The sequence below is a fragment of the Polaromonas sp. P1_H6 genome (genome assembly GCF_056405195.1).
On the sequence record NZ_JBFUCN010000030.1, the window covers coordinates 1 to 12,734 of the forward strand.

Annotated in this window: 10 protein-coding genes; 2 read left to right on the top strand and 8 right to left on the bottom strand. The window is 64.2% G+C overall.

Annotation, left to right across the window (positions count from 1 at the left end):
* Window positions 1-311: 311 nt before the first annotated feature.
* From AC1D1F_RS21115 to AC1D1F_RS21135, 5 genes are all read right to left on the bottom strand, one after another.
* Window positions 312-2,180 carry a potassium transporter Kup gene (locus tag AC1D1F_RS21115; RefSeq protein ID WP_477679161.1) on the bottom strand — a complete coding sequence of 623 codons (1,869 nt, stop codon included), beginning with the start codon at window positions 2,178-2,180 and terminating at the stop codon, window positions 312-314.
* 299 nt (window positions 2,181-2,479) lie between these two features.
* A complete protein-coding gene (gshA, locus tag AC1D1F_RS21120; RefSeq protein WP_436155906.1) occupies window positions 2,480-3,775 on the bottom strand; it encodes a glutamate--cysteine ligase in 1,296 nt (431 codons plus the stop codon).
* Between the two features lie 152 nt (window positions 3,776-3,927).
* Window positions 3,928-5,250, bottom strand: coding sequence for a glutamate-5-semialdehyde dehydrogenase (locus AC1D1F_RS21125; protein ID WP_477676709.1), 1,323 nt, complete (start codon window positions 5,248-5,250; stop codon window positions 3,928-3,930).
* Window positions 5,251-5,295: 45 nt separating this feature from the next.
* Window positions 5,296-6,384, bottom strand: coding sequence for a DNA polymerase III subunit delta (gene holA, locus AC1D1F_RS21130; RefSeq protein ID WP_477676710.1), 1,089 nt, complete (start codon window positions 6,382-6,384; stop codon window positions 5,296-5,298).
* Between the two features lie 35 nt (window positions 6,385-6,419).
* A complete protein-coding gene (locus AC1D1F_RS21135; protein WP_436155908.1) occupies window positions 6,420-6,842 on the bottom strand; it encodes an Lrp/AsnC family transcriptional regulator in 423 nt (140 codons plus the stop codon).
* A 139-nt stretch (window positions 6,843-6,981) separates the two neighbouring features.
* On the opposite strand from AC1D1F_RS21135, the gene AC1D1F_RS21140 reads away from it, so the two are divergent.
* Entirely contained in the window at window positions 6,982-8,070 is a 1,089-nt protein-coding gene (locus AC1D1F_RS21140; protein WP_477676711.1) for an ornithine cyclodeaminase, read from the top strand.
* Window positions 8,070-8,984, top strand: a complete 915-nt coding sequence (gene rocF, locus AC1D1F_RS21145; RefSeq protein ID WP_477676712.1) for an arginase — start codon at window positions 8,070-8,072, stop codon at window positions 8,982-8,984. The genes AC1D1F_RS21140 and rocF overlap by 1 nt, the downstream gene beginning before the upstream one ends.
* Before the next feature lie 27 nt (window positions 8,985-9,011).
* Here rocF and AC1D1F_RS21150 read toward each other — a convergent pair whose 3' ends face one another.
* The 3 genes from AC1D1F_RS21150 to AC1D1F_RS21160 form a co-directional block, all read right to left on the bottom strand.
* The gene (locus AC1D1F_RS21150) at window positions 9,012-9,518 is read right to left on the bottom strand and encodes an LPS-assembly lipoprotein LptE (RefSeq protein ID WP_477676713.1); all 507 of its coding nucleotides are present in this window, start codon (window positions 9,516-9,518) and stop codon (window positions 9,012-9,014) included.
* Window positions 9,519-9,546: 28 nt separating this feature from the next.
* Complete coding sequence (leuS, locus tag AC1D1F_RS21155) at window positions 9,547-12,171, bottom strand: leucine--tRNA ligase (RefSeq protein WP_477700827.1); 2,625 nt, start codon at window positions 12,169-12,171, stop codon at window positions 9,547-9,549.
* 128 nt (window positions 12,172-12,299) lie between these two features.
* Window positions 12,300-12,734, bottom strand: a complete 435-nt coding sequence (locus tag AC1D1F_RS21160; RefSeq protein ID WP_477676715.1) for an ExbD/TolR family protein — start codon at window positions 12,732-12,734, stop codon at window positions 12,300-12,302.

Sequence of the window (12,734 nt, forward strand, 5' to 3'; positions counted from 1 at the left end):
GTGGTTTTCAGTATTTGGTATTCCTTCCCCACCCCTTGTGGATGCGCCGAGGAGCGGAGGTTCAGGCGGATCAGGGATCGCGTTGTCTGAGCCGAAGGCGAGTTTAGCGAGACCCCGCCTGAGCCGAGCACCGCAGGTTGCCCGTAGCGCAGCGAAGGGACGCAGCAACCAGGGTCGCCTTTTCTTTTGCTTACTTTTCTTTTGGCGAAGCAAAAGAAAAGTGAGTAGCCGCCGGGCTACCCCCGGCCGGCAGAACTAAGAAGAGAACAACAACAATCGATCAGGCAGAGCCCCACGCAAGAGGCAAAAACTCAAATCTCAATTTTGCTACCCAACTCCACAACAGAGTTATTAGGCAAATTCAAAAAATCCGCAGCTCCACTTGCGTTGTGATGCATCTGCGCAAACAGCTTCTCACGCCAAGGCGCCATGCCGCTGCCGATCGTCGGGATCACCGTGTCGCGCGAAAGGAAGTAGCTGGTGGTCATGGACTCCAGCTCGCAGCCCCGGCCCTTGATCTGCTGCAGGGCCTTGGGCAGGTCCAGGTCGTTCTTGAAACCGTAGTGCACATTGACCTGCCAGCAGTCATGCCCGAGCGCGTGGATCTCCAGGCGCTTGTTCATGCCTATCCAGGGGATCTCGTGGTTGCGCACGGTCACGAACAGGTTCTGCTCGTGCAGCACCTTGTTGTGCTTGAGGTTGTGCAGCAGCGCGTTGGGCACGCTGCCGGGTTCGGCGGTCAGGAACACGGCCGTGCCTTCGACACGGGCCGGCGGGCTGACAAAAACGGCGTCCAGGAAGCTGGGCAGGTCAATCGCGTCGGCGCGCAGCTTTTCGTTGAGCAGGTGGCGGCCTTCCTTCCAGGTGATCATCAGCGTGAAGACCGCGCCGCCGATCACCAGCGGGAACCAGCCGCCGGCGAACAGCTTCATGAGGTTGGAGGCGAAGAAGGCGAAGTCGACGACAAAGAAAACACCGGTGGCCGCGATGCACAGGCTCAGCGGGTACTTCCAGCCGTAACGGATCACGTAGAAGGTCAGGATGGTGGTGATCAGCATGTCGGTGCAGACCGCGATGCCGTAGGCGGCCGCCAGGTTGCTGGACGAGCGGAACATCACCACCGCGAGCACGATGGTGATGAACAGGCCCCAATTGACGAAAGGCATGTAGATCTGGCCGGTGTCGCGCACGCTGGTGTGCTGGATGTTCAGGCGCGGCAAATAGCCCATCTGGATGGCTTGTTTGGTCACGCTGAAGGCGCCGGTGATCAGGGCCTGGGAGGCGATCACCGTGGCCATGGTAGCCAGGCCCACCAGCGGCAGCAATGCCCACTCGGGCGCCATCAGGAAGAAGGGGTTCTTCACGGCGGCGGGGTTGCTGATCAGCAGGGCGCCCTGGCCGAAGTAGTTGAGCACCAGCGAGGGCATGACCACCGAGAACCAGGCCAGGCGTATCGGCTTCTTGCCGAAGTGGCCGAGGTCGGCGTACAGCGCCTCGGCGCCGGTCACGCACAGCACCACGGCCCCCAGGATGATGAAGGTGGTGCCGGGGTTGGCCCACATGAACATCAGTGCGTAATGTGGGCTGAGCGCCACCAGGATATGGGGATTGGTCGCGATCTGGGAAATGCCCAGCAGCGCCAGCACGCCGAACCAGACCAGTGTGATGGGCCCGAAAAATTTGCCAATGCCGGCCGTGCCGTGTTTTTGCACCGCGAAGAGGGCGAACAGGATGATCAGGGTGATCGGAATCACGCCCTGCTTGAAGGCCGGTGAGACGACTTCCAGGCCTTCGACGGCCGACAGCACTGAAATCGCCGGTGTGATGACGCCGTCTCCGTAAAACAGCGAGGTGCCGAAGATGCCGACGATCAGCAAGGTCTTGCGCAGCTGGGGCTTGTCTTTCACCGCGGTGGACGCCAGCGCCAGCATGGCGATCAGGCCGCCTTCGCCGTTGTTGTCGGCACGCAGCACCAGCGCCACGTACTTGATGGAAACGATGACGGTCAGCGTCCAGAAGAAGATGGACAGGATGCCGTAGACGTTGTCGGGGGTGAAGGGGACGTGCCCGGAACCGAAAACTTCCTTGACGGCATACAGGACGCTGGTTCCGATGTCGCCGTAGACGACACCGATGGCGCCCAGGGTGAGCGCCGCGAGGGATGATTTTTTACTGGACACAAAAACTTCCCGTCTTTGCGCCTGGCCCGTTCGAGCGGGTCCAAAGCGGCGGGAATGGTTACCTTTGGGAGTGCTATTTTGCGCCCAGGTGCCGGGCTTGCAAGTGGGCGGACATGCCTAAATCCAACTAAAGCCGATTTTGTTGCACCGCAACAACTTGTAACGGAGTAGCCCGATAGAGGGCCAAAGCCGGCGTGTCGCCTCTTGCCGGTTAATGCTATCTATTTAAGAGTGCGCCATGCCCGGCCTGGCAGGCCAAAACCGGAATAGCCATGAAAAAGCCCCTCGCGGGGGCTTTTTCAGTCGTAAACCTCGGCGTCCGGGTCGGTGGCTTCGAGTTCGTAACTCGCGGCCAGCATGGCCAGGCGCGCGATCACGCCATACATATAGAAGCGGTTGGGGTTGCTGGAGCCGGGCTTTTCGCCGGGCTGCGGCAGGCGGCCGCTGTCGGCGAAGGCCAGCGGCACAAAGCTGGCGCCGGGCGCGTTGAGGTTCTCGTCCACGCCGCGCTCGGCATGCACGCGGTAAAAGCCGCCGACGACGTAGCGGTCCATCATGTAGACCACGGGTTCGGCCACGGCGTCGTTGACGCGCTCGTTGGTCAGCACGCCTTCCTGGATGATCACCTCTGACAGCGCCTGGCCGTCCTTGGTGGTGCTCATCTTGTTCTTGGTCTTGCGGTTCAGCGCTTCCAGGTCCTTCACGTCGCGCACCGTCATGATGCCCATGCCGTAAGTGCCGTTGTCGGCCTTGACGACGACAAAAGGCTTTTCGTTGATGCCGTATTCCTTGTACTTGCGCTTGATCTTGGTCAGCAGCGCGTCGACGTTGGTGGTCAGGCATTCCATGCCGGTGTTCTCGGCGAAGTTGACCTCGCCGCATTGCGCGAACATCGGGTTGATCAGCCAGGGGTCTATGCCCAGCAGCTTGCCGAAGCGCTTGGAAATTTCTTCATAGGCCTTGAAGTGGTGCGACTTGCGGCGCACCGACCAGCCCGCGTGCAGCGGTGGCAACAGGTACTGCTCGTTGATGTCTTCCAGGATGCCGGGGATGCCGGCCGACAGGTCGTTGTTCAGCAGGATGGTGCAGGGGTCGAAATCCTTCAGGCCCAGGCGCCGGTCGGTGCGGATCAGCGGCTCTATCGTGATGGTCTCGCCGGTCGGCAGGTTCAAGGTGGTGGGTTCCTTGATGTCGGCGCTCAGCGAGCCGAAACGCACGTTAAGGCCCGCCTGGTGGAAGATGCGCTTGAGCTGCAGCACGTTGGACAGGTAAAAGCTGTTGCGCGTGTGGTTCTCGGGCACGACCAGCAGGTTGCGCGCTTCGGGGCAGATCTTCTCGATCGCGGCCATGGCGGCCTGCACCGCCAGCGGCAGCATCTCGGGCGTCAGGTTGTTCCAGCCGCCGGGGTAGAGGTTGGTGTCCACCGGGGCCAGCTTGAAGCCCGCGTTGCGGATGTCGACCGAGCTGTAAAACGGCGGCGTGTGCTCCATCCACTCCAGCCGGAACCAGCGCTCGATCGCGGGGGTGGAGTCCAGGACGCGTTGTTCGAGTTCGTTGATGGGGCCGTTCAGGGCGGTGATGAGGTGCGGAACCATTCGGCCACTTTCGATAGGGGAATCTGTTATTTGCTTCGGTTATAGCTGACCGAATTTTAGGGATATTGGGATGGGATACCCGGGTTACAAGGGGTAACGCCAACGCAATCCATCCAAAAATCCGTGGGCCGGGATCGCGGCCCGGCATGCCCTCAGGTGCGCACTTCGCCCTGTCCCAGCACCACATACTTGAGGGAGGTCAGCCCTTCAATGCCGACCGGCCCGCGCGCATGGAACTTGTCGGTGCTGATGCCGATTTCGGCGCCCAGCCCGAACTCGAAGCCATCGGCGAAGCGGGTGCTCGCATTCACCATGACGCTGGCCGAGTCCACCTCGCGCATGAAGCGCTGGGCATGCACATGGTCGCGCGTGAGGATGGCGTCGGTGTGGTGGCTGGAATAATGGTTGATGTGGGCGATGGCTTCATCAATGCCGTCCACCACCTTGATGCTGATGATGGGCGCCAGGTATTCCTCGTACCAGTCCTGCTCGCTGGCGGCCGTGGTGTTGGCGCCTTTGATGCCGGACAGGATGGCCAGCGCCTCCGGGTCGCAGCGCATTTCCACGCCTTTCGCGGCGTAGATCGCGCCGATTTTCGGCAGGAATTGCGCCGCCACGCCGCGCGCCACCAGCAAACCTTCGCTGGCATTGCAGGGGCTGTATTTCTGGGTTTTGGCGTTATCGGCCACGTTCACGGCCATCTCCAGGTCGCAGGGGTCGTCGACGTACACATGACAGTTGCCGTCCAGGTGCTTGATGACCGGCACCTTGGCGTCGCGGCTGATGCGCTCTATCAGGCCCTTGCCGCCGCGCGGGATGATGACGTCCACATATTGCGGCATGGCGATCAGGTGGCCGACGGCCTCGCGGTCGGTGGTGGGCACGAGCAGCACGGCATCGGGCGGCAGGCCGGCGTCGGCCAGGGCCTGCTGCACCAGCGCCGCCAGCGCCTTGTTCGATTCAATCGCTTCCGAGCCGCCGCGCAGTATGCAGGCATTGCCGCTCTTGATGGCCAGCGACGCGGCTTCAATCGTCACGTTGGGCCGGCTTTCGTAAATCATGCCGAAGACGCCGATGGGCACGCGCATCTGGCCCACGCGTATGCCGCTGGGCTGCTCCTTCATGCCGATGATGTCGCCGATCACGTCGGCCATGGCGGCCAGCTGCTCGCAGCCCTGGGCAACGGTGTCGATGATCTTGGGGGTGAGCTTGAGCCGGTCCAGCAGGGGGCCGGCCAGGCCTGCGGTTTGGGCGCGCTCCAGGTCGCGCTGGTTGGCCGTCTCCAGCGCTGCCGTGTTTTTTCGCAGCGCCTTGGCCAGGTTCAGCAAAGCCTTGTTCTTGACGGCCGCCGGCGCGCGCGCCACTTCGGCTGAAGCCGCTTTGGCGCGGGACCCCAGCAGTTCCATCAAGCGCGGGACATCGCCGGCGATATCGCTGGAAGAGGAAAGGGCTTTTTGGAGATCGGGCGCGTTCATCCGGTCCATTTTAGGCCTGCCGGAGCGCGCCCACGGCGCAGGGGGCTATGCCTGCCGGGTGCGTCCCTGCAAGGTGCATTGCTCGCACACCATGCCGGCCAGGCGGTGCAGGGCCTGCCAGCCATCGGCGGGCCAGTCGGGCTGTTTCAGGCCCTTGACGATGCCGTCGACCTTGTGGGCGGCGTGCAGCAGGTTGGCCAGGGTGGTGTCGCCGATCTGCGGCAGCACGCGCTCGAAGAGCTTTTCCTTGATGCCCCAGACGCGGTTTTCGCGCAGCGCCATGGGCATGGGCCGGCCTGCACTGATGGCATCTTTCACGCGCTTCATGCTGCGAATGTCCTCGGCCAGCGCCCAGTGCACCAGCACTTCGGACTCGCCCTCGGACTGCAGGCCGTCCAGCATGCGCGCCACGCGCACCGCCTGGCCGCCCAGCACGGCTTCGGAGAGCTTGAAGACGTCGTAGCGCGCCACGTTGAGCACGGCGTTTTCGACCTGGTCGAAGCTGAGGACGCCGTCGCTGCCACCGGACTGGGCCGGATAGAGCAGGCCCAGCTTCTGGATTTCCTGGTGCGCGGCCAGCAGGTTGCCCTCGACGCGGTCGGCGAAAAACTGCAGCGTGCGCTGACCTTCCTCGCCGGCGGCCACGCGCTGGCCCTGCTGCTGCAGGCGCTGGGCGATCCACTGCGGCAGGTTGCGCCTGTCGATGGGGTCGAACTTGACGGTGACGCCGAAACTTTCGAGCGCGCCGAACCAGGCGCCCTTGGCCGTCATGCTGTCCAGCCGCGGCAGCATGACCAAAGTGAGGGTGGAGTCGTCGCCTTGCGCGCGCTCGGCGATCTGCTGCAGCGCGACCGAGCCGTCCTTGCCGGGCTTGCCGCTGGGGATGCGGATTTCCACAATCTGCTTGTCGGCGAACAGGCTCAGCGAACCGCCGCTGGCCAGCACCTCGCTCCAGTCGAAATGCGCGCCGGCCACGGTGTGCACCGTGCGTTCGGTGTAGCCCTGGGCACGCGCCGAAGCGCGCAGCGCGTCGGCGAACTCCTGCACCAGCAGGGGCTCGTCGCCGTGCAGGGTGTACAGGCTCTTCAAGCCGCGCTTGAGGTGTTCCTGGAGTTGGGCGGGAGCCAGATTCATGGGAGGGAGTTTAGCGGCTGGGCTTGTGCGGGCGTTCAGAGTTTGCTGGTCGACAGCAGCAGGCTGGTTTCAGTGTTGGCGATGCCTTCAAGCAGGCGTATGCGGCTCAGCACGCTGTCAAAGGCTTCGAGGCTGTCGGCCTGCAGCTCGGCCACCATGTCCCAGCGGCCGTTGGTGGTGTGCAGCGCGCTCACGGCCGGGTCGCCGCGCAGGGCCGCCAGCACGGCCGCCGTACGGTTGCCTTCCACCGCCACCGTCATGAAAGCGCGTATGCGGTGGCCCTCGGCCTGGGGCTTGAGGCGCACCGTGTAGCCGGTGATGGTGCCGTCGGCCTCCAGCCGGGCCAGCCGGTTCTGCACCGTACCGCGCGAGACCCGCAGCACCTTGGCCAGCGAGGCGACGGAGGCCCGGGCGTTGTCGCGCAGCAGGGACAGCAGTTGGCGGTCGGTATCGTCCATGTGCGCATTTTATTGGCATAACGTCAATTGAGGCTGTCTATTTGTTCAAACAACGGATAAATCTGATCAACTTACTGACTTTTATTTGGCACAAGCACTGCGGACAATGGAAATCAGTACAAGGACCGGGAGCCCCATCATGGTTGACTACATTGGCATTGAGAGCATCCAGAAAATCGTGCGCCAGCGCGGCGCGGCCGCCTTCATCGAAGGCCTGGCCGGCGAGATCGAACATGACTACCGGCGCTGGAACGATTTCGACAAGTCGGCGCGCCACGCCATCCATTCGCCCGACGGCGTGATCGAGTTGATGCCGACTAGCGATGGCCACCAGTATTCCTTCAAGTACGTCAACGGCCACCCCAAGAACACCGAGCTGGGCCTGCTGACGGTCACGGCCTTCGGCGTGCTGGCCGACGTGGACACCGGCTACCCGCTGCTGTTGTCCGAGCTCACCATCACCACCGCGCTGCGCACCGCCGCCACCTCGGCACTGGCCGCGAAATGGATGGCCAGGCCGGACAGCCGCGTGATGGCCATCATCGGCAACGGCGCGCAAAGCGAATTCCAGGCGATCGCCTTTCACCACATGCTGGGCATACGCGAGATGCGGCTTTTCGACATCGACGCCGCGGCCAGCGACAAACTGGCCCGTAACCTGCATGCGATGGGGCTGAGCGACCTGCGTGTGGTGATTTGCCAATCCGCCGCCGAGGCCGTGCAAGGAGCCGACATCGTGACCACCATCACCGCCGACAAGCGCAACGCCGTCATCCTCACACCGGAGATGATCAAACCCGGCATGCACCTGAACGCCGTGGGCGGCGACTGCCCGGGCAAGACCGAGCTGCACGCCGACATCCTGCTGCGCCCCGACGCGCGTGTGGTGGTCGAGTTCGAGCCGCAGTCGCGCATCGAGGGCGAGATCCAGCAGATGGCGGAGGATTTCAAGGTGGCTGAATTCGCCGACGTGCTCAAGGGCACGGCCGTGGGGCGCGCGTCGCCTCTTGAGGTCACGATTTTCGATTCGGTCGGCTTCGCGCTGGAGGACTATTCGGCCCTGCGCTACCTGCACAAGCTGCAGCTGGCCGACGCCGCGAATCGCCGGCGGATCGACTTGGTGCCGCGCCTGGACAATCCCAAGGACCTGTTCGGCTTGCTGGCGCCGGCCGCAGCCCGTACAGTCAAGGCTACCCGTCTGGACACCACCCCCGAAATGGCCCCTTGATGAGCATCACCGTTGACCTGATAGGCGCGCCCACCGACATAGGCGCGGGCAGCCGCGGCGCCTCCATGGGCCCCGAGGCCCTGCGCGTGGCCGGCATACGCGAAGCGCTGCAGGCGCGCGGCCTGGAGGTCGCCGACACCGGCAACCTGGCCGGCCCGACCAACCCCTGGTTGCCGCCTGCCGACGGCTACCGGCACCTGGATGAAGTGGTTGACTGGAACAAAGCCGTGCATGAAGCCATGTACCAGAGTTTGGCCGCCGGCCGCCTGCCCATCCTGCTGGGCGGCGACCATTGCCTGGGCATAGGTTCCATCAGCGCGGTGGCGCGCCACTGCCGCGCCACCGGCAAGAAACTGCGTGTGCTCTGGCTGGACGCGCATACCGACTTCAACACCAATGCCCTCACGCCCACCGGCAATGTGCACGGCATGCCGGTGGCGGTGCTCTGCGGCCATGGCCCGGCCGAGCTCACAGGCATAGGCGGCGCCACGCCGGCCATGAGCCCCTCGGCTATCCGGCAGATCGGCATCCGCAGTGTGGACGAAGGGGAAAAACGTTTTGTGCGTCAGCAGGGGCTGGAGGTGTTCGACATGCGCTACATCGACGAGATGGGCATGCGCCACACCATGGAAAAAGCGCTGGCCGGCATGGATGCCGGCACCCACCTGCACGTGAGTTTTGACGTGGATTTCCTGGACCCCTCCATCGCGCCGGGCGTGGACACCGCCATCAAGGGCGGGCCGACCTACCGCGAGGCCCAGCTGTGCATGGAGATGATCGCCGACACCGGCCTGCTGGGCTCGCTCGACGTGATGGAGCTCAACCCGGCACTGGACGTGCGCAACGGAACGGCCGAAGTCGCGGTGGACCTGATCGAGAGCCTGTTTGGCAAGAGCACACTGATGCGGGCGTGATGCGGGCGTGAAGCCCGCGGGCCTGTCTTACAGTTCCGTCACGGCCGCCAGGCGGCGCATGATTTGCTGGACCACGTCACCCTGCATGTCGCGGTAAAGCAGGGCCTCTTCGGCTTCCTTGGCCAGCACGGCGGATTCGTTGAAGCTGATGTCGCGCTGCTGCAGGATTTCGGTGTCGGGAATCAGCTCCTTGCCCGCGAGCGTGCGCAGCCTGAAGCGAAAGCGCAGCCGCAGCTGGAACTCGCGCACCTGGCCCGAAGCGTTGGTGCTGAGCACCACTTTTTCGCGCCGGTCGCCCAGCACGTCGAGCACCACCTGCGCTTCGTTGAGGCGGCGAGGGTCGGAGATCACTTCCACCTTGCGGGTGGACTGCAGCGAGCGCCTGAGTTCCACGCCCAGCGGTGAGCCTTCGCCCAGGGAGGAGTACAGCGTGCTGAAGGCGAAATTGGGCGCCTTGCGCAGCGCGAAGCCGCAGCCGCTGAGGCTCAGGGCGGCGGCGGTGGCCGACAGGGAGAGGAATGCGCGACGCTGCATGGCTTGCCTTCTCTTCGTTGAAACAGTCTCAGATGACGATATTGACCAACCGGCCGGGGACCACGATCACCTTTTTGGCGGGCGCGCCCGCGGCCTGTTTGGTGAAAGCTTCCGACGCCAGCGCTGCCGCCTCGATGGCGGCCTTGTCGGCGCCGGCCGGCACCGTGACGGCACCGCGCAGCTTGCCGTTGATCTGCAGCACCAGTTCGATCTCGTCCTGCTGCAGCGCGGCGGCATCCACCTGGGGCCAGGGGGCGTCGAGCAGCTCGCCGTGCTGCGCGGCATAACCGAGCTGCGACCACAGCGCGTGCGCCAGGTGGGGTGTTGCCGGGTACAGGCAGCGCAGCAGGATGCCGAAGCCTTCGCGCAGCGCGGCGTCGGAACCGGCCGATGCCGCGCCCTTGAAGTCTTCCAGTGCGTTGAGCAGCTTCATGTTGCCCGACACCACGGTGTTGTACTGCATGCGCTGGTAGTCGTAGTCGATCTGCTTGAGCACGGCGTGGATTTCCAGGCGCAAGGCCTTGGTGTCCTTGTCGAACGCGGGCGCGCCGCTTTCGGGCTGCTTGCCGGCGCCGAGCTTGACGCCGAAGTTCCAGACGCGGCGCAGGAAGCGGTAAGAGCCCTCGAGCGCGGCATCGTTCCATTCAAGCGTGGTGTCGGGCGGCGCGGTGAACATGGTGTAGAGCCGGGCGGTGTCCGCGCCGTACTTCTCTATCAGGTCCTGCGGATCCACGCCGTTGTTCTTGGACTTGGACATGGTGGTCCAGCCTTCGTAGGGCACCGGCAGGCCGTCGGCCTTGGCGGTGGCGGAGACCACCTTGGCGTGTTCGTCGCGCACGATGTCGAGTTCGTGCGCCCAGAAGTACTGCTTGCCGGTGGTGGTGCGCGAAAAAGCCTCGTTGAGCACCATGCCCTGCGTCAGCAGCTTGGTGAAGGGCTCGTCGACCGTCACCAGGCCCAGGTCGCGCATGACCTTGGTCCAGAAGCGCGCATACAGCAGGTGCAGGATGGCATGCTCGATGCCGCCTATGTACTGGTCCATGGGCATCCAGTAATTGGCGCCTTCGGCCACCATCTTCTCGCCGTTCTTCGGGTCGCAGTAGCGCATGAAGTACCAGGACGAGTCGACAAAAGTGTCCATGGTGTCGGTCTCGCGGCGGCCGGGCTTGCCGCAGACGGGGCAGACCACGCCGGCGTGAAAGCCCGCGTGCTTGTGCAGCGGGTTGCCGGAGCCGTCGGGCACGCAGTCCTGCGGCAGCACCACGGGCAGGTCTTTTTCGGGCACCGGGACCGCGCCATGCTCTTCGCAATGGATGATGGGAATCGGCGTGCCCCAGTAGCGCTGGCGGCTCACACCCCAGTCGCGCAGGCGCCAGGTGGTTTTTTTCTCGCCGAGGCCCTTGGCAGCTAAATCGGCTGCGACAGCGTCGACGGCGGCTTTGAAGCCCAGGCCGTCGTACTTGCCGGAGTTGATGGTCACGCCCTGCTGCTTGTCGCCGTACCAATCGGCCCAGGCGTCGGTGCTATAGGCCTGGCCCTTGACGTCGACCACCTGCTTGATCGGCAGGCCGTATTTTTTGGCGAATTCAAAGTCGCGCTCGTCGTGCGCGGGCACACCCATGACGGCGCCGTCGCCATAGCTCATAAGCACGTAATTGCCGACCCAGACATCGACCTTGCCGCCGGTGAGCGGGTGCGTGACGAACAGGCCGGTGGGCACGCCTTTTTTCTCCTGCGTGGCGAGTTCGGCTTCGGTCGTGCCGCCGGCTTTGCTCTCCTCGACGAAGGCCGCGACCGTGGGGCTGGAGGCGGCGGCGTGCAGGGCCAGCGGGTGCTCGGGCGCCACGGCGCAGAAGGTCACGCCCATGATGGTGTCGGCGCGCGTGGTGAAGACGTACATCTTTCCATCGCCGATCAGCTTGCCGGAGGCGTCCTGGACGTCGTGCGTGAAGGCAAAGCGCACGCCTTCGCTCTTGCCGATCCAGTTCTCCTGCATCAGCTTGACGCGCTCGGGCCAGCCGGGCAACTTGTGGCTGACGCTGTCGAGCAGCTCTTCGGCGTAGGCCGTGATCTTGAGGTAGTAGCCGGGGATCTCGCGCTTTTCCACAACGGCGCCGGTGCGCCAGCCCTTGCCGTCTATGACCTGCTCGTTGGCCAGCACGGTCTGGTCGACCGGGTCCCAGTTCACGACCTGCGTCTTGCGGTAGGCGATGCCTTTTTCCAGCATCTTGAGGAACAGCCACTGGTTCCACTTGTAGTAGCCCGGGTCGCAGGTGGCGACTTCGCGGCTCCAGTCGATGGCCAGCCCCATCGCCTGCATCTGCTTTTTCATGTAGGCGATGTTGTCGTAGGTCCACTGGGCCGGCGGTACCTTGTTTTTCATGGCGGCGTTTTCGGCCGGCAGGCCGAAGGCGTCCCAGCCCATGGGCATCAAGACGTTGTAGCCCTTCATGCGCAGGTGGCGCGTGAGCATGTCGTTGATGGTGTAGTTGCGCACATGGCCCATATGCAGCTTGCCGCTGGGGTAGGGCAGCATGGAGCAGGCGTAGTACTTCTTGCGGCCGGCGTCTTCCGTCACGCGGTAGGCGTCGGCGGCGGTCCAATGGGCTTGAGCGTCGCGCTCAACGTCGAGATGGTTGTATTTGTCTTGCATGGAGAACCGGGAAAGCGGAAAACGGAAAGAAAACGGAACAGGAAACGGGGAGAAAGCCCGGCGGCGCGGGCGCGCGGCCGATTGCCGCGAATCCCCGATTTTAGGGGCAGGGGCAGTATCCGCGCCGCTTAGCGGCTCACCGCCGCGCCGGAAGGGTTGTCGGCCACAAAGCCGATGCGGTTGAGCCCGGCTTTTTGCGCCACGCCCATCACCTGGACCACCTTGCCATAAGGCACACCCTCGTCGGCCCGCAGCTGGACCTCGGTGTCGGGATTCTGGGCGGAGGTTTCGGCCAGCCGGCCGGCCAGCTCATCCATGTTCAGGGGCTTGTCGTTCAGGAAGGCCTGGCCGGCTTTGTCGACCACCAGGGTGACGAATTTCGGGGCGTCGGCCGGTTTGGCGGCGTCGGTCTTGGGCAGGTCCAGCCGTATGCTGCTGGCCAGCAGGGGCGCGGTGATGATGAAGATGACCACCAGCACCAGCATCACGTCCACCAGCGGCGTGACGTTGATGTCGCTCATGGGCTGCGGGCCGGGCGTGCGTTCAAGGCGTCCGAAAGCCAT

Coding starts and splice junctions, on each gene's coding strand:
- gshA (WP_436155906.1), bottom strand. CDS start 3,775: ATGGTTCCGCACCTCATCACCGCCCTGAACGGCCCCATCAACGAACTC.
- AC1D1F_RS21125 (WP_477676709.1), bottom strand. CDS start 5,250: ATGAACGCGCCCGATCTCCAAAAAGCCCTTTCCTCTTCCAGCGATATC.
- holA (WP_477676710.1), bottom strand. CDS start 6,384: ATGAATCTGGCTCCCGCCCAACTCCAGGAACACCTCAAGCGCGGCTTG.
- AC1D1F_RS21135 (WP_436155908.1), bottom strand. CDS start 6,842: ATGGACGATACCGACCGCCAACTGCTGTCCCTGCTGCGCGACAACGCC.
- AC1D1F_RS21140 (WP_477676711.1), top strand. CDS start 6,982: ATGGTTGACTACATTGGCATTGAGAGCATCCAGAAAATCGTGCGCCAG.
- rocF (WP_477676712.1), top strand. CDS start 8,070: ATGAGCATCACCGTTGACCTGATAGGCGCGCCCACCGACATAGGCGCG.
- AC1D1F_RS21150 (WP_477676713.1), bottom strand. CDS start 9,518: ATGCAGCGTCGCGCATTCCTCTCCCTGTCGGCCACCGCCGCCGCCCTG.
- leuS (WP_477700827.1), bottom strand. CDS start 12,171: ATGCAAGACAAATACAACCATCTCGACGTTGAGCGCGACGCTCAAGCC.
- AC1D1F_RS21160 (WP_477676715.1), bottom strand. CDS start 12,734: ATGGCTTTCGGACGCCTTGAACGCACGCCCGGCCCGCAGCCCATGAGC.